Source organism: Mycobacterium sp. ML4, assembly GCF_054515735.1.
The window spans coordinates 1-24,428 of the sequence record NZ_JBTNSY010000033.1 but is presented as its reverse complement, the minus strand read 5'-3'; the positions used below and the strand labels follow the sequence as shown (position 1 = coordinate 24,428).

The window sequence follows — 24,428 nt, the reverse complement described above, 5'->3', positions numbered from 1 at the left end:
GACGCAGCGACGAAGCCGACAACAGCGACGGGATCATCGACAACGACGGCGGAGACCCGACCCAGGCGAGCGCCGGTGCTCCCTCGTAACTGGGAGCCGGATCGCCAAGCACCCGACCCCGGAGTTGTTAATGAAAATCATATTCAGTAAGCTTCGATGGCCGAGTCCGCATTTTCTGCAGGCGTGAAAGATTTGCTGGTCAACGGCATTGGGACAGGAGTGGGAGTGCTGAATCGCGGGGCATGGGACGCCTCGACAGTTAGCTTAGGGAATGCTAACTTCGGGTGGCTGATATCAGGCGGAATGTGCCGATGGTGACCTTGGCTACAGGAGACGGCGGGGGCGTGGAACGCGGTGACGGCAATGTTGCGGGCATGCTGACGGCTCAACCGCGTGCATCGAAGGCAGACGGCAGGGTGGACAGCGACGTCGTCAGCCGGTTTGCCACCTGCTGCCGCGCTCTGGGCATCGCGGTCTACGAGCGACAGCGTCCCGCGGACCTGAGTGCGGCCCGGTCAGGCTTCACGGCACTCACCCGAATCGCGCACGAGCAGTGCGATGCGTGGACCGGTCTCGCCGCTGCCGGTGACACGTCCAAGCACGTGCTGGAACAGGCATCGCGGACCGCCGCCACAGCCGGGGTGCTGCAACGGCGGGTGGAGCTCGTGCCCGGAGCCCTCGGCTTCCGCTACGACACCGGCCTCTATCTGCAATTCCGTGCCAGCACTTCCGACGACTTCCACCTCGCCTACGCTGCCGCGCTGGCTTCGGAACGTCAGTTCGCGGTCGCGGATGAGATAGTTCGCGCCATCAGCGAGCGCCGGCCCAAGTCGCGTCAGGCCCGCTGGATCTCGGTGGTGATCAACTACCGCGCCGAGCGCTGGTCGGACGTCGTCAAGCTGCTGACTCCGATCGTCAACGACGGCGATCTCGACGAGGCCTTCGCGCACGCCGTGCGGATCACCCTGGGCACTGCGCTGGCCCGGCTGGGCATGTTCGCCCCGGCGTTGTCCTATCTGGAGGAGCCCGAGGGTCCCATCGCGGTCGCCGCCGTCGACGGCGCGCTGGCGAAGGCCCTCGCGCTGCGCGCGCACGTCGACGAGGAAGCGGCGAGCGAGGTGCTGCACGAGCTCTATGCGGCCAACCCGGAGAACGAACAGATCGAACAGGCGCTGTCGGACCCGAGTTTCGGGATGGTCACCACCACCGCGGCCCGCATCGATGCGCGAATCGACCCGTGGGACCCCGAAACCGAACCCAGCGACGCCGACTTCGTCGACCCGGGTGCCCGCGAGCGCAAGGCCGCCTTGCTGGCCGAAGCCGAGGTCCAGCTGAACGAGTTCATCGGTCTGGACGAGGTCAAGAATCAGGTGTCCCGGCTGAAAAGTTCCGTCGCGATGGCCGTGCTGCGTCAGCAGCGCGGCCTTGCCGTCGCCCAGCGCACCCACCATCTGGTGTTCGCCGGCCCGCCCGGGACGGGTAAGACCACCATCGCCCGGGTCGTCGCGAAGATCTACTGCGGGTTGGGTCTGCTGAAGCGGGAGAACATCCGGGAGGTCCACCGCGCGGACCTCATCGGCCAGCACATCGGGGAGACCGAGGCCAAGACGAACGCCATCATCGACAGCGCCCTGGACGGCGTGCTGTTCCTGGACGAGGCTTACGCGCTGGTGGCCACCGGGGCGAAAAACGACTTCGGGCTGGTGGCCATCGACACATTGCTCGCGCGCATGGAGAACGACCGCGACCGCCTGGTGGTCATCATCGCCGGCTATCGCGCCGACCTGGACAAGTTCCTCGACACCAACGAGGGCCTGCGGTCCCGGTTCACCCGCAGTATCGACTTCCCGTCCTACCAGCCCTGTGAGCTGACCGAGATCGCGAATCTGATGGCGCAGCAACGCGACAGCGTCTTCGAGCCGGCCGCGCTCGAAGACATGCAGCGGCTGTTCACCCACCTTGCCGAGACGTCGTCGCCGGACAGCAACGGTATTTCCCGCCGCAACCTCGACATCGCCGGCAACGGCCGGTTCGTCCGCAACGTGGTCGAGCGGTCCGAGGAAGAGCGCGAATTCCGGCTTGATCATTCCGAACAGGCCGGTACGGGTGAATTCACCGACGAGGACTTGATGACGATCACCGCACAAGACGTGGGCAACACGGTCGGCCCGCTGCTGCGTGGTCTAGGGCTGTCGGTGCCGGCATGAGCAAGGGCGAGTATGACGACGAGCGGGACGAGGCACGGCGTTCCTTCGCTTCGCGTACCCCGGTCAACGAAAACCCCGACCAGGTCCACTACCGCCGCGGCTTCGTCACCCGCCATCAGGTGACGGGATGGCGGTTCGTGATGCGCCGCATTGCCTCCGGAATCGCCCTGCACGACACCCGGATGCTGGTCGAGCCGCTGCGTACCCAGTCGCGTGCCGTGCTGATGGGTGCGCTGCTGCTGATCACCGGACTGCTCGGCTGCTTCGTGTTCTCGTTGATCCGGCCCAACGGGCAGGTGGGCAGCAACACCGTGCTGGCCGACCGGTCCACCGCCGCGCTGTACGTGCGCGTCGGCGACCAGTTGCACCCGGTGCTCAACCTCACCTCGGCCCGCCTCATCGCAGGGCAGCCGGTCAACCCCACCACCGTGAAAAGTGCTGAGCTGGACCGTTTTGCGCGCGGCAATCTGATCGGCATCCCCGGCGCGCCGGAGCGCATGGTGCAGAGCAGCGGCCGCGACGCCGACTGGACGGTGTGCGACGGCATCAGTGGGCAGCCCGGCCGCGGCGCCCGCAGCACCGGCGTGACCGTGATCGCCGGGCAGCCGCACAGCGACGGCGCCCGCGCCGCCGCGATCAAGTCCAGCCAGGTGATCCTGGTCGACGCCGCCCCGTCCGGAGGTAACGGGACCTGGATGCTGTGGGACGGCAAACGCAGCCGGATCGACCTGGCCGACCACGCCGTCACCAACGCGCTGGGCCTGGGTACCGAGGTGCCCGCGCCGCGGCCAGTCGCGGCGGGACTGTTCAACGCGATCCCGGAATCGCCCCCGCTGGCCGCACCGTCGATTCCCGATGCCGGTGCCCCGGCCGGCTTCGCCGTTCCCGCGCCGATCGGTGCGGTGGTGGTGTCCTACGCGGTGGACCGCAGCGCATCGGACACCGTCACCTACTACGCCGTGCTGCCGGACGGGCTGCAGCCCGTCTCACCGGTGCTGGCGGCGATCCTGCGTAACACCAATTCCCATGGGCTGCAGCAGCCGCCCCGACTGGCCGCAGACGACGTCGCGAAGCTGCCGGTCTCGCGGATGCTGGACACCGCTCGTTACCCGGCCCAGCCGGTGACCCCGGTCAACGCGGCCAGCAACCCGATCACCTGCGCGTTCTGGAGCAAGCCGGCCGGAGCCGCCACCAGCTCCCTGAGCCTGCTGTCGGGGTCTGCGCTACCGGTGCCCGAGGGCCTGCGGACGGTCGAATTGGTGGGTGGCGGAGCCAAAGTCGCGATCACACCCGGCTCCGGATACTTCACCCAGACCGTGGGCGGCGGGGCGGCCGCACCGCCGACCGGCTCGTTGTTCTGGGTATCCGACACCGGGGTGCGCTACGGCATCGACAACGAAACCGACGACGGACCGGGCGGCCGCAGCAAAGCGGTTGAGGCCCTTGGCCTGCAGTCGCCCCCGGTAGGCATCCCGTGGTCCATCCTGTCCTTGTTCGCACCCGGTCCGACCCTGTCGCGCGCCGATGCGTTGTTGGCGCATGACGGCCTGCCGCCCGACAGCCGGCCCGGACACCCGGCATCCGCCGAAGGGGAGCCCCGATGAGCAGACTGATCTTCGAGGCCCGTCGGCGGCTGACGCCGCCTAGCGCCCGTAAGGGCACCATCACCATCGAGGCGCCGCCGGAACTGCAGCGGGCGATTCCGCCGTCGCTGTTCCGGCGCGCGATGCCGTACCTGATCGGCATCCTGATCGTCGGCATGATCGTGGCGTTGTTCGCCACCGGCATGAAGGTGATCTCCCCGCAGACGCTGTTCTTCCCGTTCGTGTTGCTGTTGGCCGCCACCGCGCTCTACCGCGGCAATGACAACAAGATGCGCACCGAGGAGGTCGACGCCGAGCGGGCCGACTACCTGCGTTACCTGTCGGTGGTGCGGGACAACATCAGGGCGCAGGCGGCCGGGCAGCGCGCGGCGGCGCAGTGGTCGCACCCGGAGCCGGAAACTCTGGCCGCGGTGCCGGGGTCCCGTCGTCAGTGGGAGCGCGACCCCGACGACCCCGACTTTCTGGTGTTGCGGGCCGGCCGGCACTCGGCCCCCCTGTCCGCGACGCTGCGGGTCAACGACACCGCTGACGAGATCGATCTGGAACCGGTGTCGCACAGCGCGTTACGCAGCCTGCTGGACACCCAGCGCACGGTTCGCGACGTTCCAACCGGTATCGACGTGACCAAGGTCTCCCGAATCACGGTGTTGGGGGAGACCGCGCAGGCCCGGGCAGCGGTGCGTGCCTGGGTAGCTCAGGCGGTGACGTGGCACGACCCGACCGTGCTGGGCGTGGCGCTGGCCGCCCGCGATCTGGAGGACGACGACTGGTCGTGGCTGAAGTGGTTGCCGCACGTCGACATCCCTGGCCAGATCGACGGTGTCGGTCCGGCCCGCTACCTGACCACCGATGCCGACCGGCTGGCCGATCTGCTCGGGCCCGCGCTGCAAGACCGTCCGGCGTTCACCGGACGCCCGGTCGACGCGTTGCGGCACTTGCTGATTCTGGTGGACGACCCCGACTATGACCTGGCCGCCTCGCCGCTCGCGGTGGGACGTGCGGGCGTGACCGTCGTGTACTTCTCGCGCACCGCGCCGCACCGGGAGCAGTACTCGGACCCCGAGCGGCCGATCCTGCGGGTCGTGGACGGCGCCATCGAACGGTGGCAGACCGGCGGCTGGCAACCCTACATCGACGCCGCCGACCGGCTCGGCGCGCATGAGGCCTCGCACCTGGCGCGGCGGTTGTCGCGCTGGGACTCCAATCCGACTCACACCGGCCTGCGATCGGCGGCCACCCGCGGTGCCAATTTCACGACACTGCTGGGTATCTCGGATGCTTCCCGCCTCGATGTGCCCGCGCTGTGGGCGCCGCGCCGCCGGGAAGACGAGCTGCGCGTTCCGATCGGCGTCACGGCCACGGGTGAGCCGCTGATGTTCGACCTGAAGGACGAGGCCGAGGGCGGGATGGGTCCGCACGGCCTGATGATCGGCATGACGGGGTCCGGCAAGTCGCAGACCCTGATGTCGATTCTGTTGTCGCTGTTGACCACTCACTCCGCGGACCGGCTGATCGTCATCTACGCCGACTTCAAGGGCGAGGCCGGTGCCGACAGCTTCCGCAACTTCCCGCAGGTCGTTGCGGTGATCTCGAACATGGCGGAGAAGAAGTCGCTGGCCGACCGGTTCGCCGACACGCTGCGCGGCGAGGTGGCCCGGCGTGAGATGCTGCTGCGCGAGGCCGGCCGCAGGGTGCAGGGCAGCGCATTCAACTCGGTCACCGAGTACGAGGCCGCGATCGCGAATGGACACGAATTAGCGCCCATTCCCACACTTTTCGTGGTGGCCGACGAGTTCACCCTGATGCTGTCCGACCACCCGGAGTATGCGGAGCTGTTCGACTACGTGGCGCGCAAGGGCCGCTCGTTCCGGATCCACATTTTGTTCGCGTCGCAGACGCTCGATGTCGGCAAGATCAAGGACATCGACAAGAACACCTCGTACCGGATCGGTCTGAAGGTGGCCAGCCCCAGTGTGTCCCGGCAGATCATCGGTGTGGAGGACGCCTATCACATCGAGTCGGGCAAGGAGCACAAGGGCATCGGATTCCTGGTGCCCGCGCCGGGTGCGGCCCCCATCAAGTTCCGGTCCACCTACGTCGACGGCATCTACGAACCACCGCAGACTGCGAAAAAAGTGGTGGTGGAATCGGTTCCGGAGCCCAAGCTGTTCTCCGCGGGAATGGTGGAGCCGGATCCCGGTACCGTGATCTCCGGCTCCGACGAGGACGAGATCATCGAACCGCCGCGCAAGCTGATCGCGACCATCGGCGATCAACTGGCCGGCTACGGGCCGCGGGCACCTCAGCTGTGGCTGCCGCCGCTGGATGAGCCGATTCCGCTGACCGCGGCGCTGGCCCGCGCCGGTGTGCCGGCCCGGCAATGGCGTTGGCCGCTCGGCGAGGTCGACAAGCCGTTCGAGATGCGCCGTGATCCGCTGGTGTTCGACGCGACGTCCTCGGCCGGCAACATGGTGATCCACGGCGGCCCCAAATCCGGGAAATCGACCGCGCTGCAGACCTTCATCCTGTCCGCTTCCAGCCTGCACTCGCCGCGTGAGGTCACCTTCTACTGCCTGGACTACGGTGGCGGGCAACTGCGGGCGCTCGACGGGCTGGCCCACGTCGGCAGCGTCGCGACCGCGCTGGAACCCGAACGCATCCGCCGAACCTTCGGCGAGCTGGAGCAGCTGCTGCTGTCCCGCCAGCGGCGAGAGGCGTTCCGGGACCGGCCGGCAAACGGCTCGTCGGCCGCCGACTCCGCTGTGTCCGATGGCTTCGGTGAGGTTTTCCTGGTCATCGACAATCTGTACGGCTTCGGCCGCGACAACGTCGACCAGTTCAACACCCGAAACCCCCTGCTGACCAAAGTAACTGAGTTGATCAACGTCGGTCTCGCCTACGGCATCCACGTCGTGGTCACCACGCCGAGCTGGCTGGAAGTGCCGTTGGCGATGCGTGACGGTCTCGGGCTGCGCCTGGAACTCAAGTTGCACGACGCCCGCGACAGCAACGTACGCGTGGTGGGAGCGCTACACCGTCCGGCCGACGCCGTCCCGCATCACCAGCCGGGCCGCGGGCTGACCATGGCCGCCCAGCACTTCTTGTTCGCCCAGCCGGAATTGGGCCAGATTCCGGCGATCAACGCGCGTTACCCGGGCCAGACGGCTCCGCCGGTGCGGCTGCTGCCGACGAATCTGGCGCCGGCAGCGGTCGGTGCGGTGTACCGCGGCCCGGAGCAGATTGTGATCGGGCAGCGCGAGCAGGACCTGGCGCCGGTGGTGCACGACTTCGCCGAGAACCCGCTGCTGATGGTGTTCGGCGACAACAAGTCGGGCAAGACCACCCTGTTGCGCCACATCATTCGCACCGTGCGGGAGAACTCCACCCCCGACACGGTGGCGTTCACCGTGCTGGACCGCCGGCTGCATCTGGTCGACGAGCCGCTCTTCCCGGACAACGAGTACACGGCCAACATCGACCGCATCACCCCGGCGATGATCGGACTTGCCAACATCATCGAGTCACGGCGCCCGCCCGCGGGGCTCTCGCCTGCGGAGCTGGCAAGCTGGGGCTACCAGGGACACACCCACTACCTGATCATCGACGACGTCGACCAGGTTCCGGACTCGGCGGCCACCGGTGGCCCCTACGTCGGGCAGCGCCCCTGGACCCCGCTGATCGGATTGCTCAGTCAGGCAGGCGATCTGGGGCTGCGGGTGATCGTGACAGGGCGTGCGTCGGGATCGGCGCACGGACTGATGACCAACCCGCTGCTGCGCAGGTTCAACGATCTGCAGGCCACCACGTTGATGTTGGCGGGCAACCCGCAGGACAGCGGGAAGATTCGCGGTCAGCGATTCGGCCGCCTACCCGCCGGTCGTGGAATCCTGCTGTCCGACAGCGACACTCCCACTTACGTGCAACTGGTCAATCCGATGGTCGGGGCGGCCGCGCTCTTAGGTGATACGCAACAGGAGGGAAGTCAGTCATGACGTTGCGAGTGGTTCCGGAGGGACTCGCGGCCGCCAGCGCCGCGGTGGAGGCGCTGACGGCGAGATTGGCTGCCGCGCATGCCAGTGCGGCGCCGTTGATCACCGCGGAGGTGCCACCGGCGGCGGACCCGGTTTCGCTGCAGACCGCGGCCGCGTTCAGCGCGCAGGGCCAGGAGCACGCGGCCGTCGCGGCCCAAGGTGTCGAGGAGTTGGGGCGGGCCGGAGTCGGAGTCGGCGAAGCCGGCGCCAGCTACCTCGCCGGGGACGCTGCGGCCGCCGCTACCTACGGGATGGCAGGTGGCTGATTGGGGAAGGGGAGCGCAGTCAGCGAAATGATCTGTCGGGCAACACGTTTTGATGCACATCCAGGAGAGGAAAAGTCATGAGTTTGTTGGACGCTCATATTCCGCAGTTGGTGTCCTCGCAGTCGGCGTTCGCCGCCAAGGCGGGGCTGATGCGGCACACCATCGGTCAGGCCGAGCAGGCTGCCATGTCGGCGCAGGCGTTTCACCAGGGTGAGTCCTCCGCGGCGTTTCAGGCCGCACACGCCCGTTTCGTCGAGGTGGCGGCCCGGGTGAACACGCTGTTGGACATCGCGCAGGCCAACCTCGGCGAGGCTGCCGGCACGTACGTGGCAGCCGACGCCGCGGCCGCCTCGTCCTACACCAGCTTCTGAGAGGAATCGTCATGTCGCAAATCATGTACAACTACCCGGCCATGCTCGCCCACGCCGGGGACATGTCGGGTTACGCGGGCACGTTGCAGGGCCTGGGCGCCGACATCTCGGCCGAGCAGGCCGCCCTGCAGAACGCCTGGCAGGGTGACACGGGGGTCACCTACCAAGCCTGGCAGGTGCAGTGGAATCAGGCGATGGAGGATCTGGTGCGCGCCTACCAGGCGATGGCCAGCACCCACGAAGCCAACACGATGTCGATGATGGCCCGCGACGCGGCCGAAGCCGCCAAGTGGGGCGGCTAGCCCCCGGATAGATGAACGCTTCGCCCAATGCCGTTGAGCTGACGGTTGATCAGGCGTGGTTCATCGCGGAAATGGTTGGGGCGGGCAACTTCCCATGGGTGCTCGCCATCACCATGCCCTATAGCGATGCCGCGCAACGCAGTGCGTTCGTCGAACGTCAGACGGATGAGCTGACCAGCATGGGTGTGATGGGCTCCGACGGGGCGGTCGATCCGGCGATCGCCGACTGGATCAAAGTGGTGTGCTTCCCGGAGCGTTGGCTCGACCTGCGTTACCTGGGCCCCGGGTCGGGAGCAGACGCCGGCGACATGTTGCGCGGCGTCGTGGCGCGGCGGGCCGGTGCGACCGTGGTCGCGCTGCGCAGCGCCCAACTGGTGACGTTCACCGCGATGGACATCGACGATCCGCGCGCGCTGGTTCCGGTGCTGGGCGTGGGCCTGATGCAACGGCCGCCGGCCCGATTCCAGGAGTTCAGCATGCCGACCCGGGTGGGCGCCCGGGCCGATGAGCGACTGCGGTCCGGCGCGCCACTCGCCGAAGTTCTTGAATACCTGGGCATGCCGGCTTCGGCGCGTCCGGTGGTCGAATCGGTGTTCTCCGGCCCGCGCAGTTACGTCGAGATCGTCGCCGGATGCAATCGCGAAGGCACATACACCACCACCGAGGTCGGGCTCAGCATCGTCGACACCACCGCGGGACGGGTGCTGGTCAGCCCCTCCCGGGCCTTCGACGGCGAATGGGTGTCGACGTTCAGTCCCGGCACATCGTTCGCCACAGCCGTCGCTATCGAACGACTCACGTCCTTCTTGCCGGACGGGGACTGGTTCCCCGGTCACCGGTTGTCGCGAGACTTCTCCACCCAGAGTGCCTAGCAAGCAGAAAGAGAGCACGATGTTTCAGCAACGGCCCCACCAAATTTGGTGGGTTCAGTGACGTCCGGTACCGTCATGCCGATCGTCCGCGTCGCCATACTCGCGGACAGCCGGTTGACGGAGATGGCATTGCCCGCCGAGTTGCCGCTGCGTGAAATCCTGCCTGCGGTACAGCGTCTGTTGATTCCCGCGACCCGCAACGGTGAGCACGGTGACGCAAGCGCACTCGATGCCGCCGCCTACCTGAGCCTGGCGCCGATCGGCGGAGCGCCGTTCAGCCTGGATGCCAGCCTGGACACCGTCGGTGTGGTCGACGGAGACCTGCTCGCACTGCAGCCGGTGCCGACGGGCCCCGCCGCCCCCGGCATCGTGGAGGACATCGCCGACGCCGCGATGATCTTCTCGTCGTCGCGGCGTAATCCTTGGGGCAGCAAGCACATTCAGCGTGGCGCGGTGGCCGCCGCGATCGGTGTGGTGCTGGTGGCGAGCGGGTTGGCGGTCGCTCACCGGGTTGCCACCGGCGCGATGGCCGGACTGGTCGCTGTCAGTGCGCTGGCGGCCGTGGTCGCGATCGCCGCGCTGTTGAGCAGCCTCCGGTCCCCGCGCACCGGGATCGCCTTGTCGGTCACCGCGCTGGTGCCGATCGCGGCGGCCCTGACGCTGGGGGTGCCCGGCAGGTTCGGGGCCGCGCAGGTGCTGCTGGCCGCGGCCGGTGTCGCCGCGTGGTCACTGATCTCGTTGATCGTTCCCAGCGCCGAACGGGAACGCGCGGTCGGTTTCTTCACCGCTTCGGCGGTGCTGGGGCTGACCGTCGCGCTGGCGGCCGGCGCGGAATTGCTGTGGCGGCCGGCGTTGTTGGTTGTGGGCTGCGGGCTGATCGTTGCCGCGCTGTTGATCACCATTCAAGCGCCTCAACTGTCGGCGTTGTGGGCGCGGTTCCCGCTGCCCGTCATTCCCGCACCGGGGGATCCCACCCCGTCCGCGCCGTCTTTGCGGGTACTTGAGGATCTACCGCGCCGGGTGCGCGTCAGCGACGCCCACCAGAACGGGTTCATCGCCGCCTCCGTGCTGCTCAGTGTTCTGGGATCGGTGGCCATCGCAGTGCGGCCGGAGACCTTGGGCGTCGCCGGCTGGTACGTGGTTGTAGCGGTGTCGGCAGCGGCCACGCTGCGGGCACGGGTATGGGATTCGGCCGCATGCAAGGCCTGGCTGCTGGCCCAGCCGTTCCTGGTGGCCGGAGTGCTGCTGGTGTTCTATACGGCCACCGGACGGTTTGCCGCCGCCTTCGGCGCGGTGCTGGTGCTGGCGGTGCTCGTAGTGGCCTGGATCGTGGTAGCGCTGAACCCGTCGATCGCCGCGCCGGACAGCTACTCACTGCCACTGCGCCGGTTGCTCGGCTTCGCCGCAGCCGGTCTGGATGCATCGCTGATCCCGGTGATGGCCTTGCTGGTCGGCCTGTTCGCGTGGGTGCTCAATCGATGAGACGCGCTGCTGGAGTGGGTTGCTGCGCAGCGTTTCTGGCGCTGCTGCAGGCTCCGGCGATGATGGCGTCGCCGCCTGCGGCGGCGATCAGCCCGCCGGTGGTGGACGCCGCGGCGCAACCGCCCGGCGGCACGCCGGGACCCGTGCAGGCGATGGAGCAGCGCAGCCCGTGCAGTGTCGCGGGAGTGATTGCGGGCAGCGACGCGGGCGTCCCGACAGCGAGCCAGTCCATGTTGAATCTCCCTGCGGCATGGCAATTTTCCCGCGGTGAGGGCCAGCTGGTGGCGATAATCGACACCGGGGTGCGGCCGGGCCCGCGGTTGAACAACGTCGATGCCGGCGGTGACTTCGTAGAGTCCACCGACGGGCTGACCGACTGCGACGGGCACGGCACCCTGGTGGCCGGAGTCGTCGCCGGGCAGCCCGGAGACGACGGATTCTCCGGGGTCGCGCCCGCCGCGAGGTTGCTGTCGCTGCGGGTGACCTCGGCCAAGTATTCGCCGCGCAGCCCGGGCGGCGACCCGACGCTGGCGCGGGCCGCCGTCGACATCGAGGCGCTCGCCCGGGCCGTCGTGCACGCGGCCGATCGCGGGGCGCGGGTGATCAACATCTCGGCGATCACCTGCCTGCCGGCCGACCGCAGCGTCGACCAGGCCGCACTGGGCGCGGCGATGAGGTATGCCGCGGTGGACAAGGACGTGGTGATCGTCGCCGCCGCGGGCAACAGTGGCGCGACCGGGTCGGTGGCCGGCGGCGCATCGTGTGACTCCAACCCGCTCACCGACCTGAGCCGCCCGTCCGATCCGCGCAACTGGAGTGGTGTCACGTCGGTGTCGGTCCCGTCCTGGTGGCAGCCCTACGTGCTGTCGGTGGCCTCCGTGTCGTCAGAAGGCCGGCCGTCGAAGTTCACCATGGCCGGTCCGTGGGTGGGCATCGCGGCGCCCGGCGAGAACATCGCTTCGGTGAGCAACGCCGACGGCGGCGGCCTGGCCAACGGCTTGCCCGACGATCACCAGCAGCTGATCCCGCTCAGCGGGACCAGCTATGCCGCCGGTTACGTCTCCGGGGTGGCGGCGCTGGTACGCGCCAAGTACCCGGACCTGCCGGCCGCGGAGGTGGTGCGCCGACTCACCGCCACCGCGCAGAACGGTCCACGCGATCCGTCCAACGTGGTGGGAGCGGGCACCGTCGACGCCGTCGCGGCATTGACCTGGCAACTGCCCCCCGCCGGTGGCGCGCCGGTCGCGCCGTCGGTGAAGCCGGTCACCGTTCCGCCGGCACCGGCGCCCGAGGACACCAAGCCGCGCGACGTCGCTCTGACCGGAGCCGGTGTGCTGGCATTGTTTGTCGTCATCACCGCAACGACGGTGGCGGTTGCGCGCCGCCGGAAGGAGCCCACCCCGTGAGCCGTTCGATGCTGGGATCGATTCCGAAACCGGGGGTCGCACGGATCACCCTGGCGCTACTGGCTCTGGTGCCGGCCGCGATGGCCTATCCGTGGCAGTCGACCCGCGCCTACTGGCTGCTCGGCATCGCCGCCGTCGCGGTGCTCCTGCTGTTCGGCTGGTGGCGGGGTCTGTACTTCACCACGATTCTGCAGCGGCGGCTGGCCATCCTCCGCCGGGGCGGACGCCCGGTGGCCGAGCCGGACGCCAACACCCGAACCACCGCTCTGCTGCGGCTGGGGCCGGCGTCGTCGGCCACCGGGGCACCGCCGTTGCCGCTGATCGCGCGATACCTGAACTGCTACGGGATCCGGGCCGATAGTGTGCGAATCACCAGTCGCGACACCGCATCCGGGGCAACCGACACCTGGATCGGTCTGACGGTGTCGGCCGTCGACAACCTGGCCGCGCTGCAGGCCCGCTCGGCCCGGATCCCGTTGCGCGAGACGGCAGAGGTCGCCGCCCGCCGGCTCGCCGATCACCTGCGGGAGATCGGCTTCGACACCAATACTGTTGCCGCCGAGGATGTTCCGGAGGTTCTGGCGCTCGAGTCCGACAAGACCGGCCGCGAAACGTGGCGCGCGGTGCAGCTAGGTAGCTCGGATTATGTTGCGGCATACCACATCAGGTCCGATTCCGGGCTACCGGAAACCCTCGCCGCGGTGCGCGCGCAACAGGCACGCGAGACCTGGACGGCGCTGGAGATCGCGGGCTCGGGAGCCCGTCTGACCGTTGCCGCGGCCTGCGCGTTGCGGACCGACGCCGCGCCGGGCAGCGTCGCGCCGGTGGCCGGCCTGACTCTGGAACGGGGAAATCAGCGCCCGGCGCTGCAGGCCCTCGATCCGCTGTCGACCCGCCGCCTGGCCGGGCATGCCGAGGCTGCTGCCGGCCTGCTCGAGCGGCTGGACTGGCCGACTGCGCAAGGCCCGTCAGAGGCCCTCAGTCGTACATGAACCGATGCAGGAACGGTGTCATCCGCCGCAGGTAGTCCAGCTGGCTCACATGCAGCACGTGGCTGCCGGGAAACCAGTGCAGCGCGCACCGGTCCCAGTGCTCCCACAGGGCTACCGCATGCTCCGGCGGCGCCATCCGATCGCCCAGCCCGGTGATGATCATCCGGCGATCCTGGGACAGCAGGGGCTGGTAATTCAGCGGCCCGTGGTAGGCCAGCGCGGCCCGCAGCTCCTCGTCGCTGATACTGGTCAACCAGCGGCCGAACTTGATGAGTGTGTTCGCCGGGAACCACTCGTCGAACAGGTCGCCGGGGGTGATGACCGGACAGTTGGGAATGACGGCTTCGAGCCGGTCATCGACCGACGCGATCAGGGCCGAGGTGTACCCGCCGAGCGAAAGACCGGTCAGCGCAATCCGTTCCACGCCGGTGCTCTGCAGATAGTCCACCACGGAGCGGAAATCGTGCACGGCCTGGGCCATCGCCTCGGCAAACCCGCTCAGCCCGCTGGAGAAGAATCCGAAACCGCTGAATGGCGACCATCTTTCGGCCCGCTTGCCGTGAAACGGCAACGTGTACAACAGCACGTCGTAGCCCGAGCGGAAGTACCACGGCAACGAGAAGAACAAACCGTTGAACAGATAGGAGGAGCCCATGAAGCCGTGGATTACGCACAGCGTCGGTCGCGGGCCGTCGTCGTGTCGCCAATGTTGGGCTCGCACGACGTTGTTGGTGGTCAGCGCACTCCACCGCCTGCGCATGGCGGGATTGACGGCGCGGAAGCTGCTGGGGAAGGCGATGTTGTCAATGGTCGCCAGCGCCACCCGCTGGGCGAGCGGACTGGCATGGCGGGACACATCTTTCGGCGGCTCCGGGGGCGCCGGAAACGACACGAGAGGATCACGCTCGGCACCGAGTTCGGCATAGAACTTCAGCTTGTCGCGCTCGCTGCCGGAATCGCCCCTGCGCAGATTGGCGCCGACCACCACCGGGGCCACCGTCGTGGCCAGCAGGGCCGATGCGGTGGTGCGCAGTGCGACATCGCTGATCGCGGAGGCTTGCACCACCAGGCGCTGCCGCGGTGACAGCGCGGAGTGGGCGGGCAGCCCCTCGACGCCGACGTCGCCGCCGGGTACGTCGGGAATCGGCAGCGGAGGACTGATCGGATCGGTGTCCGAAAGGTCCGAAAATTCAGACATCACGGTGATCGTAACCCGCTGATTGTGACGAATGCCGCGAGTTTCGACAGGCTCGTCAATATTTTCCACCCCGCGGACGCACATTACGAGGCCGTCCGGTAATACGGTTTAGTTGGTGACACCCTCGAACATGGCCGGTACCGATCAGGAGGACCGATATGTGGGATCCCGACGTCTACCTGGCTTTTGCCGATCATCGCAGCCGTCCGTTCTATGACCTGTTGTCGCGGGTCGGTGCCGAACGGGCACGCCGGGTGGTCGATCTGGGTTGCGGGCCCGGCCACTTGACCCGGTACCTGGCCAAGCGCTGGCCGGAAGCGGTGATCGAGGCCATCGACAGCTCACCCGAGATGGTCGCGGCGGCCCGCGAACGCGGGATCGACGCCGTCACCGGCGACCTGCGCAACTGGAAGCCCCGGCCGGACACCGACGTGGTGGTCAGCAATGCGGCCCTGCACTGGGTGCCCGAGCATTCCGACCTGCTGCTCAAGTGGGTCGGTCAACTTCCCAACGGATCCTGGATCGCCGTGCAGATCCCGGGCAACTTCGACACACCGTCGCATGCCGCGGTCCGGGCGCTGGCGCGTCGGGAACCCTATGCAAAGATCATGCGCGACATACCATTTCGGGTGGGCGCCGCGGTGCATCCGCCCGCCCATTACGCAGACCTGCTGATGGACGCCGGCTGCCGGGTCGACGCATGGGAGACCACCTATCTGCACCAGCTGACCGGCGAGCACCCGGTGCTGGAATGGATCACCGGCACCGCGCTGGTGCCGGTGCGCGAGCGCTTGGAGGACGACGGCTTCGCTCAGTTCCGCCGGGAGCTGATCCCGCTGCTGGACGACGCCTACCCGCCACGTGCCGACGGCACCACCATTTTCCCGTTCCGGCGGTTGTTCGTCGTGGCGCAGGTGGGCGGGCGCCGCTCAGCTGGTTAAGCCGGGTTCGATCTCCTCTTCGACACCGCGGTCCACCGCGATCGCCGAGCGGCTGGTCGGTGTCGACCGATGGATCTGCAGATAGGTTTCGGTGTAGCGCAACGAGATACGGGTGCCGGCGAATTCCGAAGGGATGACGTCTCCGGTACGCTGGCGCCAATCATGCAGGCGCACCGCGAGATCCGCCGCGACGGCATCGGATTCTCCGGTGGAGTCACCGATCAGTAGATTCGTGGTCTCCGTCGGGTCAGCGCGCAGATCGTAGAGTTCGCGTTGCGGCCGGGGTGCCGTGGCGAACGGCGCTACGGCCAGTCCGGAAGGGCTTTCCTCGATGTCCCAGGGCAGGTCCAGCAGCGGACGTGGCACGTAGTTCTCGATGTAGCTGTAGTCCTTGGTGCGGATCGCCCGGATGGGGTCGAAGGAGTCGTGGTAGGTCTTCGTCGTGTATACGTGGTCGCGCACCGGAGCGATCTCCTCTGGTGCCAACAGCGCGTCTGCGTGCGAGACGCCCTCGATGTCGGCCGGCACGTCAAGGCCCAGCAGACCCAGCAACGTCGGCAACAGGTCGACGCCGCTGAACAACTCGTCGTAGACCCGTGGCGCCAGACCGAGACCGGTGGGGGGCCGGATGATCAGTGCGATGCCGGTCCCCGCGTCGTACAGCGTGGACTTGGCCCGCGGGAAGGCCGGGCCGTGATCGGTGAAGAACACCACCCAGGTGCTGGTGTCCAGTCCGGTCTGGCAAAGCGTGTCCAGGATCTGGCCCACTGCGGCGTCCGCGGTGGTGATGGAACCGTAGAAGTCGGCGAGGTCACCGCGTACCGCAGGGGTGTCGGGAAGATAGTCCGGCACCTGCACGGTGCCGCTGTCGGCCGGTTCGTAGCGGTCGTGTGGATAGGGCCGGTGGGTTTCGAAGAACCCGGCGGTCAGGAGGAACGGTTGCCCGGACAGGTCGGCGGGGCTGTCCTGCAGCCATTCCCGGACCTTCTCGACCACGTATTCGCAGTACGAGTTCGACACGTCGAACTCATCGAAGCCCAGCCGCCTGGGATAGGACGTCTCGTGTTGCATGCCGAAAAGAGCCGAATACCAACCCGATTCAGACAGCAGCTGGGGCAGCGTGCGGACGTCGTTGCGATATTCCCAGCCGTGGTGGGCCAGCCCGAGCAGGCCGTTGCTCTGCGGATAGCGTCCGGTGAACAGCGAACCTCGCGAGGGCGAGCACAATGGCGCGGTGGCGTGCGCGCGGGTGAACACGATACCCTCGGTGGCCAAGCGGTCCAGTCGCGGGCTTGACACGTCCGGATGGCCGTAGACACCGAGATAGCGCCCCAGATCGTGCCAGTGCACAAGCAGGACATTCTGGGCAGCCGCTCCCGTCTCACCCACCGTCGGTCACACCGTCCTTTCGTTGTCGAGAGTCTTCCATTGGTTCACCGAGATGAAGTCGGGCAACGGCCGCGCCGAGGTCCAACCGTCGAGTTCCAGCGCCGGACGGTCCGGGAAATCGGGCACCGGCCCCACACACAAGATCGCGACCGGTTCGGCGCCGCCGGGCATTCCCAACAGGGCCGCCAATCGATGCGGATCGAACAGCGACACCCAGCCCACGCCCAGACCCTCGCACCGCGCAGCCAACCACAAGTTCTGGATGGCACATGACACCGAGGCGAGATCCATCTGCGGCAGAGTGCGCCGGCCGAAGACATGAGGCTCCCGGTCGTCGCACAGCGCCACCACCAACAGCTCCGCACACTCCAGGACGCCCTCGACCTTCAGTGCCAGAAATTCGGCCTCCCGTGCGCCCAGAGCCGCCCCGGTCAGCGCGCGCTCGGCGTCGACGAGCGCGTGAATGTCCCGTCGAAGGTTCTGGTCGGTGATGCGGATGAAGCGCCAGGGCTGCATCAGACCCACACTGGGCGCGGCGTGCGCGGCGTGTAGTAGCCGTGTCAGCACCTCCTCTGGCACGCGGGCGCCCGGCACGAAGCGGCGCATGTCCCGTCGCTCCGCGATCACGCGGTAGACGGCGCGGCGCTCAGCCGCGGTGTAGCCGTGGTGGGTCACCCGGTCATCGTAGAAACGTGGCGTTCATGGGCTGTAAGAGACGCCCACCGCCCGGAAAACGTACTCGGGTGGCACATCGAACGCCAGCGATCGCCGCGGCAGGCGGGCCAGCACATCCTCGTCGATGGTGTCCTTGAAATGCAGGGACAGATGACCGTGGAACCTCTCGTCCACGGCGGCGGTGTCCAGATCGACCTGCAATCCCGTTGCGGAAATCTCTGCGGTCGCCGCACCGCCCTGGGCCTCGTCCCAGCGCACATCCACGACACGCCCGGCCAGCTTGGGCACCACCGACATCGTCGCCAGCACCCGCTGCTCAGTAAGCGCCAGTGAACCCACATAGCTGGCGATGCTGCCCTGGGACCGCAGCCCCGGGATGGAACCGCTGAACCGTCTGGTGACCGCGACGAACTCGGCGAGATGGATCAGGCCCTCCGCCTCCACCTGAGCGTGCAGATCCGCGGGCAACTTGCCGACGCCGAACAACCTACGAAGAATCACCGCCATGACGCCAGTATGGGGCGGTTCGGCGGGCAATGCATCGACGCTGGTATCGATGTAGCCGATGACCGGCCCACCAATCGCCGCTCGACGGCCGTGGTCTGTCTGGCTGGTGGCAACGGCCCTGCTGCTCTACGCGGTGCTGTGGGTGGGGCACCGGCAGCACTGGGAGCCGCTGCATGATCTCGACTGGGCGCTGCTGAACCCGGCGCACGACATCGGCATCAAGCACGCGGGGTGGGTACGGTTCTGGGTGGTCGTGTCCTTCGTGCTGGGCCCGATTCCACTGCGGTCGTTGAGTCTGGCAGCGATGGCGTACGCGTTCGTGCGACGACGGGTGCGGATGGGCCTGCTGCTGATGGTCTGCGGACCACTGAACGGGTTCATCACGCTGATCGCCAAGGATCTGGCCGGGCGCCCGCGACCGGCCACCGCCCTGGTGCACGCGACCGAGACGTCGTTTCCGTCCGGGCACGCACTCGAGGCGACGTGCAGTCTGTGTGCGCTGCTGATCTTGCTGCTGCCGGTGATGCACAACCAACGGGCGCGGATCGCCGCCGTAGTGCTGGCCGCCCTCGGCATCTTCACCGTGGGCGTAGCGCGAGTCGCGCTCAACGTGCACCACCCCTCGGACGTGATCGCCGGCTGGGCGCTGGGGTACGTGTATTTCATGGTGTCACTGTGGGTGTTGCGGCCCGAGTCACTGCCCCGTGACCCAACCGGGTCTTAACCTTTACTTGACCCTCAGCCGCGGGCGGTCCGACGATTGAACGGTGCGCCGACTGCCAGCTCAGCTTTGTGCTGCCGTGTGTGCGTTCGCCATGGCATGGCTGTTCGCCCCGGTTGCCGGGGCAGCCGGCAATCCGTGGTTTGCGAACTCGGTCGGCAATGCGACGCAAGTGGTTTCGGTGGTTTCGACCGGTGGGTCGAACGCGAAGATGGACATCTATCAGCGCACCGCGGCCGGCTGGCAACCGTTGAAGACCGGGATCCCCACCCATGTCGGCTCCGCGGGCATGGCCCCGCAGGCCAAGAGCGGCTACCCGGCTACTCCGATGGGTGTGTACAGTCTGGACTCGGCGTTCGGGACGGCGCCGAATCCCGGTGGGGGACTGCCCTATACGCAGGTCGGACCCAACCACTGGTGGAGCGGCGACGATCACAGTCCCACCTTCAACAGCATGCAGGTGTGCCAGAAAGCCCAGTGTCCCTTCAATACTGCTGAGAGCGAGAACCTGCAGATCCCCCAGTACAAGCATGCGGTGGTGATGGGCGTCAACAAGAACAAGGTGCCCGGCGGCGGTGCAGCGTTCTTCTTTCACACCACCGACGGCGGGCCCACCGAGGGCTGTGTTGCCATCGACGACGCCACGTTGGTGTCGATCATCAAGTGGCTGCGGCCCGGGGCGGTCATCGCGATCGCCAAGTGAGCGGTTGCTACTCGCTGACGTCTGCCCGCGCGCGGCCAGGCCTGACATTGAACTTGAGGTCGGCCACCGACATCGTCGCTTCGTAGGTGCGGTCGTAGCCGGTGGCGCTGATCCGCCAACCGTCCGGGGTGCGTCGGTATTGGTCGCGGTAGAAGGCGGCGCCGATCAGCATGAAGTTGAACTCGGCCACGATGACCCGGTCCTGCAGATACCAGATGGCCGAAGCGGTGTCACCGGTGACGGTGATCTCCGGATGCGTCACCCGGTGCTCGGTGACCACACCGGGGCCCATGGCTGAGCTCAGATACTCCACCAGGTCCTTGCGGTTGTCGAAGTGCAGTTCCTTACCCAGCGAGGAGCCGTAGGCGCCGACGATGTCCTCGGTCATCGTCTCGGCGAATTCGTCCCAGTGCTTGGTATCCATCGCGCGCAGGTAGCGGTACTTGACCTGCTTGATCGCTTCGATGTCGGCCACGGAGTATTCGGAGAGGCTCACCGGGTCATTGCAGCACATCGCGGCGGCCGTGGTGCTACAGGGCGGGGATAGGACGCGATCAGAAGCGCTTTGTCAATGCTGGCGACGATACCTTTTCGGTGACGACACGGCATCGACCGGATACCAATGAGGTTGCCGCTGAACCACATTCGACCACCGCGGTTATGGTTAACGCTGGCTACCGACCCCTATCGACGAAGGCATGGCTATATGTACGACCCGCTGGGGTTGTCGATCGGGACCATGAACTTGGTTGCGGCGGCGAGCGGAGGTTCTCCGGTCATCCGTCGCGCCGTGCTCACCCTGTATCCGCACTGCGCCCCGAAATTTGGTGTTTTCGGCGAGAATTCGGCCGAGCCCGGCACTCTGATGAGTGCATTCGTGGAACGAATCGGCGACTCCGTGGCGCTGATCTCTCCGGACGGATCCGCGCACGACCCCGATCTGCTGACGGTCGAGGCGCTGGATGCGATGGTGGTTGCCGCCGGCGCCGACGCAAGTTCATCGGAGATCGCGATCGCCGTTCCCGCGCACTGGAAACCGGGCACCGTTCAGGCGTTGCGCAACGCCCTGCGAACGCACGTCGGTTTCGTCCGCAGCGGGATGGCGCCGCGGCTGGTGCCTGACGCCATCGCGGCGTTGACGGCGGTGAACGCTGAGGTGGGCGTTCCCACCGGCGGCATGGTGGGGCTGGTCGACTTCGGCGGCTCCGGTACCTGCGTCACCCTGATCGAGACCAAAGAAGAGTTCGAACCAGTAAGCGCCACAATGCGTTACGAGGATTTTTCGGGTAACCAGATCGACCAGGCGTTGTTGCTACACGTCATCGACGAACTCGGCCGCGGCGACGTCGACGCGGCCAGCACCACCGCCCTGGGCCAACTCAGTCGGCTGCGAGAACAGTGCCGGGAGGCCAAGGAGCGGCTGTCGACCGATGCCGTCACGGAACTGGCGGTAGAGCTCTCGGGTGCCAGCGCGGGTATCGAGTTTTCCCGCGAGAAGTTCGACGACCTGATCGCCGACCGGTTGACCGGTTTCATCTACGCCTTCGACGACATGCTGGCCCGCAACAATTCGAGCTTCGCCGATCTTGCCGCGGTCGTCACCGTCGGCGGCGGCGCCAACATTCCTCTTGTCGGTCAACGACTTTCGTTCCATACACGGTTGCCGGTGCTGACCGCCTCGGATCCGGTCGCCGCAGCGGCGAAGGGTGCCCTGCTGCTGGCGACCCGCAAGGAACTCGTCGACCTGCGGACCAGGACCTCGATCGGGTTGATGGCCGGCGTCTCCCAGGGGGCCGGTGCCGCGCCTACCGGGGTGATCGATCTGCCGGCCGGGGACGTGCTGGTGATCGATCAGGACGCCTTGACCGACCGTGAGCTGGCGTGGTCGCAGACCGAATTCCCGGAGGTGCCCACCCGGTTCCAGGGGGACTCCTACAACGAAGACGGTCCGTGCTTTTCCATGCGGCTCAACATCATCGACCCGCCCAAGGCGCCGCGCCGCCGTATGCGGGTGTCGCAGGTGTTGATCGGTGTGTGTGCCGCGGTGGCGATGACTGCTGTCGGCGGGGTGGCGATCACGTTGACCGCCGTCGAAGCGCGTCACACCCCGCGTCCGGCCCCGATCGTGCCCACCGTCGCACCGCCGCGGGTGTCGCCCAGCGCCACGTTGTCAGACCCGATTTTGACCGGTCCGCCGGCGCCCAGCCCGCTGCCGCCGAGTGAGGCGATGGCTCCGAGTGCGGCGGCACCCACCAGCGTCGAGACGCCCCCGCCCCCGCCACCCCCGCCCCCGACGCCGACGATGACCCGCCCGGCTCCGGTGACCACCACACGACCGCCCGTCACCACGACTCCGCTGACATCTGCGCCGCCGTCGACCACCGAGCCGGCGGAGGCGCCGAGCGCGGCGGAGGCGCCGAGTGCGGCGGAGTCGCCGGCCACCTCGGACGCGCCGTCGGTGAAGATGACCACCCAGTGGCTACACGTCCCACTGATCCCGCTTCCGATCCCGATCCAGGTGCCGGCCAACCAGGCGCCGGCCAACCAGGCGCCGGCCAACCAGGCGCCGCAGAACGCGAACCCGCAGAACCCCTTCTCCTCACCCGGCGGGCCCTGAACCGGCGACCTCATTTGAGCTTCCTAGGAATTGCTCCCTGCCTCCATGTGCGCGAGTAGGGTTTGAGCTGGCAAACTGCATACAGGCCAGCTGAATCGGTTGCTCCAGCAGTGGGGCGGAAGATCATGTCGATGGCGGCCCCCGCGTAGTGCGCCGGTCGCCTAGACCCCGTGACCAGCTCGCACATGGCTTGGAGGGGTTATGGACATCGTGCTTGGGGTATCGATGGAGCCCTCGGTAGTCCGAATGGTGTTGATCGAGGGGACAAGCGCCGACGGCGCGACCGTCGAGGAAGAAAGTATCGAAGTCGCGGCCGATGACGGTGGTGATGCGGCCACCGATCAGGTGATCGCAGCGCTGATCGGTACCCGTGAGGGCGCGACCGAGGGGGGATACCAGCTCACGTCCACCGGGGTCACCTGGACGGACCCCACCGAGGTTGCCGCGCTTCGCCTGGAACTCGCCGCCCGCGACGTGGGCAGCGTCATGCTGGTGTCGCCGCTACTTGCCGCGGCCGCGTTGGCGCAGACGGTGGGCTCCGCCCTGGACTACGAGCACATCGCGATGTTGTTCGTCGAAGCCGACCACGCGACACTGGCGGTTGTCGAGGTGGCCGACGGCTCGATCGTCGACCTGCATCGGCAGGCCGTGCAGGACGCATCCCTGACCGCCGCACTGGTGACGATGGTCGCCGGCCTCGACGCGCCGGGTGCACGCGCCCAGGGCGTGTTCCTCATCGGATGCGGTGTGGACATCGTTGGCATCAAGCCCGCGCTGGAGGCGGCGACGTCGTTGGTGGTCAGCGCGCCGGAGGAACCCGAGATGGCGTTGGCCCGTGGCGCCGCGCTGGCATCGGCGAATGCGCCGTTGTTCGCGTCGTCGACGTCCGCGCTGGCCTACGCTCTGGATCCGGGCACCGGTGAGGTGAACCCCCGTGCGCTCACCCCGAGTTACCTCGACGTCTGCGCCATGGCCGGGGTCGGCGAGGGGTCGCTGGCCTACAGCGCGGTGGACGATGAAGCCGCTAACCCCGTGCAATCTTTGACTGATACCGGGCGCAGGCCGTTGGCCCTGGTCGGCGGCGCTATCGCGGGTGTCGCCGCGGTGGTGGCCGGGGTGCTGATCGTATCTTTGGCTTCCGACGTGCGCCCGACTGCGGCGCAGCAGAACAATTCGCGCGACAGGGTCGAGACGCCTGCGCAGGCGGCACCCGCCACGGAATTACCGGCGCAGGTGTTGTTGCCGGTCCCCAGCGCGGCGCCGGCGACTCCTTCGGTGGAGGTGGCCGCCCCGCCCGCCCCGCCCGCGCCGGCGCCGGCGCCGGCGCCGGTCGTGGTGCAGGCACCGCCGCAGACGGTGACCCGGCCGGCACAGGCCCCGGCGTACCTCGCGCCGCAGCCGCGTCGGCAACCGACCCAGCAAGCGGCCCCACCTGTGCAGACTCCGGTGCAACAGGCTCCCCCACCGGCGCCGGCACCGGCGGCGCCCCCGCCGGCCGCGCCGGCCCCCGCGGCACCGCCGACCCCGATCATGACCATGTATCTGCACCTGCCGTTCGTCTCGATCCCGATCCCGATCAACCCCCCACCCCCGCCGCCCCCGCCCGCGGAGCCCGGTCCGTAGCGGATCGGCCGGCTTGAGCGCAGACTGGGCAGTATGAGCGACAAAGGTGGATCGGGCGGCGGCTTCGGGTTCGATCCCGAGGATCTCGATCGGGTGATCCGGGAGGGCACCGAAGGCTTGCGCGACGCGTTCGAGCGGATCAGCAGGTTTGTCGGCTCGCCCGGCGGCCGGTCAGGTTGGTCGTTGCTCTTCGATGATCTTTCCCGCCGCAGCCGCCCCGAGCCGGAAACCGCCGGCGAGGCGGGCGACGGCGTATGGGCCATCTACACGGTGGACGCCGACGGCAGTGCCCGGGTTGAGCAGGTGTACGCGAACGAACTCGACGCGCTGCGCGCCCACAAGAACAACACCGACCCCAAGCGCAAAGTGCGCTTCCTGCCCTACGGCATCGCCGTCAGCGTGCTGGACGATCCTACCGACGGTCCAAGAAGCGATTCCCCGGACGACACCGCGTAATCTCGGCGGCCGTTTTGCTGAACTGCGGCGCACCGCCGGAAAGGTAGTTGGCGCCGCGGCGAGCG

Annotated in this window: 21 protein-coding genes; 16 read left to right on the top strand and 5 right to left on the bottom strand. The window is 67.8% G+C overall.

Annotated elements, in window-relative coordinates:
* Window positions 1-344 precede the first annotated feature (344 nt).
* The 10 genes from eccA (at window position 345) to eccE (ending at window position 13,533) form a co-directional block, all read left to right on the top strand.
* Window positions 345-2,207 carry a type VII secretion AAA-ATPase EccA gene (gene eccA, locus ACX9NE_RS26310; protein ID WP_459364577.1) on the top strand — a complete coding sequence of 621 codons (1,863 nt, stop codon included), beginning with the start codon at window positions 345-347 and terminating at the stop codon, window positions 2,205-2,207.
* Window positions 2,204-3,811 carry a type VII secretion protein EccB gene (gene eccB, locus ACX9NE_RS26305; protein WP_459364549.1) on the top strand — a complete coding sequence of 536 codons (1,608 nt, stop codon included), beginning with the start codon at window positions 2,204-2,206 and terminating at the stop codon, window positions 3,809-3,811. The genes eccA and eccB overlap by 4 nt, the downstream gene beginning before the upstream one ends.
* Window positions 3,808-7,803 carry a type VII secretion protein EccCa gene (gene eccCa / locus ACX9NE_RS26300; protein WP_459364548.1) on the top strand — a complete coding sequence of 1,332 codons (3,996 nt, stop codon included), beginning with the start codon at window positions 3,808-3,810 and terminating at the stop codon, window positions 7,801-7,803. The genes eccB and eccCa overlap by 4 nt, the downstream gene beginning before the upstream one ends.
* Window positions 7,800-8,108 (top strand): PE family protein, encoded by a 309-nt coding sequence (locus ACX9NE_RS26295; protein WP_459364547.1) that lies wholly within the window; start codon window positions 7,800-7,802, stop codon window positions 8,106-8,108. The genes eccCa and ACX9NE_RS26295 overlap by 4 nt, the downstream gene beginning before the upstream one ends.
* A 77-nt stretch (window positions 8,109-8,185) precedes the next feature.
* Window positions 8,186-8,479 carry a type VII secretion system protein EsxG gene (gene esxG / locus ACX9NE_RS26290; protein WP_459364546.1) on the top strand — a complete coding sequence of 98 codons (294 nt, stop codon included), beginning with the start codon at window positions 8,186-8,188 and terminating at the stop codon, window positions 8,477-8,479.
* Between the two features lie 11 nt (window positions 8,480-8,490).
* Window positions 8,491-8,781, top strand: coding sequence for a WXG100 family type VII secretion target (locus tag ACX9NE_RS26285; protein WP_055580201.1), 291 nt, complete (start codon window positions 8,491-8,493; stop codon window positions 8,779-8,781).
* Between the two features lie 11 nt (window positions 8,782-8,792).
* On the top strand, window positions 8,793-9,653 hold the full coding sequence (locus ACX9NE_RS26280; protein ID WP_459364545.1) for an ESX secretion-associated protein EspG: 861 nt from the start codon (window positions 8,793-8,795) through the stop codon (window positions 9,651-9,653).
* A gap of 75 nt (window positions 9,654-9,728) precedes the next feature.
* On the top strand, window positions 9,729-11,135 hold the full coding sequence (gene eccD, locus ACX9NE_RS26275; RefSeq protein WP_459364576.1) for a type VII secretion integral membrane protein EccD: 1,407 nt from the start codon (window positions 9,729-9,731) through the stop codon (window positions 11,133-11,135).
* Window positions 11,132-12,541, top strand: a complete 1,410-nt coding sequence (mycP, locus tag ACX9NE_RS26270; RefSeq protein WP_459364544.1) for a type VII secretion-associated serine protease mycosin — start codon at window positions 11,132-11,134, stop codon at window positions 12,539-12,541. Before eccD ends, mycP begins: the two co-directional genes overlap by 4 nt.
* A gap of 8 nt (window positions 12,542-12,549) precedes the next feature.
* Window positions 12,550-13,533 carry a type VII secretion protein EccE gene (eccE, locus tag ACX9NE_RS26265; RefSeq protein WP_459364575.1) on the top strand — a complete coding sequence of 328 codons (984 nt, stop codon included), beginning with the start codon at window positions 12,550-12,552 and terminating at the stop codon, window positions 13,531-13,533.
* Here eccE and ACX9NE_RS26260 read toward each other — a convergent pair.
* On the bottom strand, window positions 13,520-14,731 hold the full coding sequence (locus ACX9NE_RS26260; RefSeq protein ID WP_459364543.1) for an alpha/beta hydrolase family protein: 1,212 nt from the start codon (window positions 14,729-14,731) through the stop codon (window positions 13,520-13,522). The two genes, eccE and ACX9NE_RS26260, sit on opposite strands and share 14 nt — an antisense overlap.
* A gap of 158 nt (window positions 14,732-14,889) precedes the next feature.
* Here ACX9NE_RS26260 and ACX9NE_RS26255 point away from each other — a divergent pair, with 158 nt between their 5' ends.
* A complete protein-coding gene (locus ACX9NE_RS26255) occupies window positions 14,890-15,672 on the top strand; it encodes a trans-aconitate 2-methyltransferase (protein WP_459364542.1) in 783 nt (260 codons plus the stop codon).
* On the opposite strand, the gene ACX9NE_RS26250 is transcribed toward ACX9NE_RS26255, so the two are convergent.
* The 3 genes from ACX9NE_RS26250 to ACX9NE_RS26240 are packed head-to-tail and all read right to left on the bottom strand — an operon-like array spanning window position 15,661 to window position 18,243.
* Entirely contained in the window at window positions 15,661-17,061 is a 1,401-nt protein-coding gene (locus ACX9NE_RS26250) for a sulfatase family protein (RefSeq protein ID WP_459364541.1), read from the bottom strand. The genes ACX9NE_RS26255 and ACX9NE_RS26250 overlap by 12 nt on opposite strands.
* 6 nt (window positions 17,062-17,067) lie before the next feature.
* Complete coding sequence (gene bluB / locus ACX9NE_RS26245; protein ID WP_459364540.1) at window positions 17,068-17,736, bottom strand: 5,6-dimethylbenzimidazole synthase; 669 nt, start codon at window positions 17,734-17,736, stop codon at window positions 17,068-17,070.
* 24 nt (window positions 17,737-17,760) lie between these two features.
* Entirely contained in the window at window positions 17,761-18,243 is a 483-nt protein-coding gene (locus ACX9NE_RS26240) for a hypothetical protein (protein WP_459364539.1), read from the bottom strand.
* 58 nt (window positions 18,244-18,301) lie between these two features.
* Between ACX9NE_RS26240 and ACX9NE_RS26235 the strand changes: the two genes are divergently transcribed.
* Together ACX9NE_RS26235 and ACX9NE_RS26230 are read left to right on the top strand one after the other, a co-directional pair.
* On the top strand, window positions 18,302-18,967 hold the full coding sequence (locus ACX9NE_RS26235) for a phosphatase PAP2 family protein (RefSeq protein ID WP_459364538.1): 666 nt from the start codon (window positions 18,302-18,304) through the stop codon (window positions 18,965-18,967).
* Between the two features lie 43 nt (window positions 18,968-19,010).
* On the top strand, window positions 19,011-19,667 hold the full coding sequence (locus tag ACX9NE_RS26230) for a L,D-transpeptidase family protein (RefSeq protein WP_459364537.1): 657 nt from the start codon (window positions 19,011-19,013) through the stop codon (window positions 19,665-19,667).
* 7 nt (window positions 19,668-19,674) lie between these two features.
* Here ACX9NE_RS26230 and ACX9NE_RS26225 read toward each other — a convergent pair whose 3' ends face one another.
* A complete protein-coding gene (locus ACX9NE_RS26225) occupies window positions 19,675-20,181 on the bottom strand; it encodes a nuclear transport factor 2 family protein (protein ID WP_459364536.1) in 507 nt (168 codons plus the stop codon).
* 192 nt (window positions 20,182-20,373) lie between these two features.
* Here ACX9NE_RS26225 and ACX9NE_RS26220 point away from each other — a divergent pair, with 192 nt between their 5' ends.
* From ACX9NE_RS26220 to ACX9NE_RS26210, 3 genes are all read left to right on the top strand, one after another.
* On the top strand, window positions 20,374-22,284 hold the full coding sequence (locus tag ACX9NE_RS26220; RefSeq protein ID WP_459364535.1) for an Hsp70 family protein: 1,911 nt from the start codon (window positions 20,374-20,376) through the stop codon (window positions 22,282-22,284).
* A 201-nt stretch (window positions 22,285-22,485) separates the two neighbouring features.
* A complete protein-coding gene (locus ACX9NE_RS26215) occupies window positions 22,486-23,907 on the top strand; it encodes a DUF7159 family protein (RefSeq protein ID WP_459364534.1) in 1,422 nt (473 codons plus the stop codon).
* A gap of 33 nt (window positions 23,908-23,940) precedes the next feature.
* Window positions 23,941-24,363: a hypothetical protein gene (locus ACX9NE_RS26210; RefSeq protein ID WP_459364533.1), complete on the top strand. Its 423-nt coding sequence runs from the start codon at window positions 23,941-23,943 to the stop codon at window positions 24,361-24,363.
* Window positions 24,364-24,428: the final 65 nt, after the last annotated feature.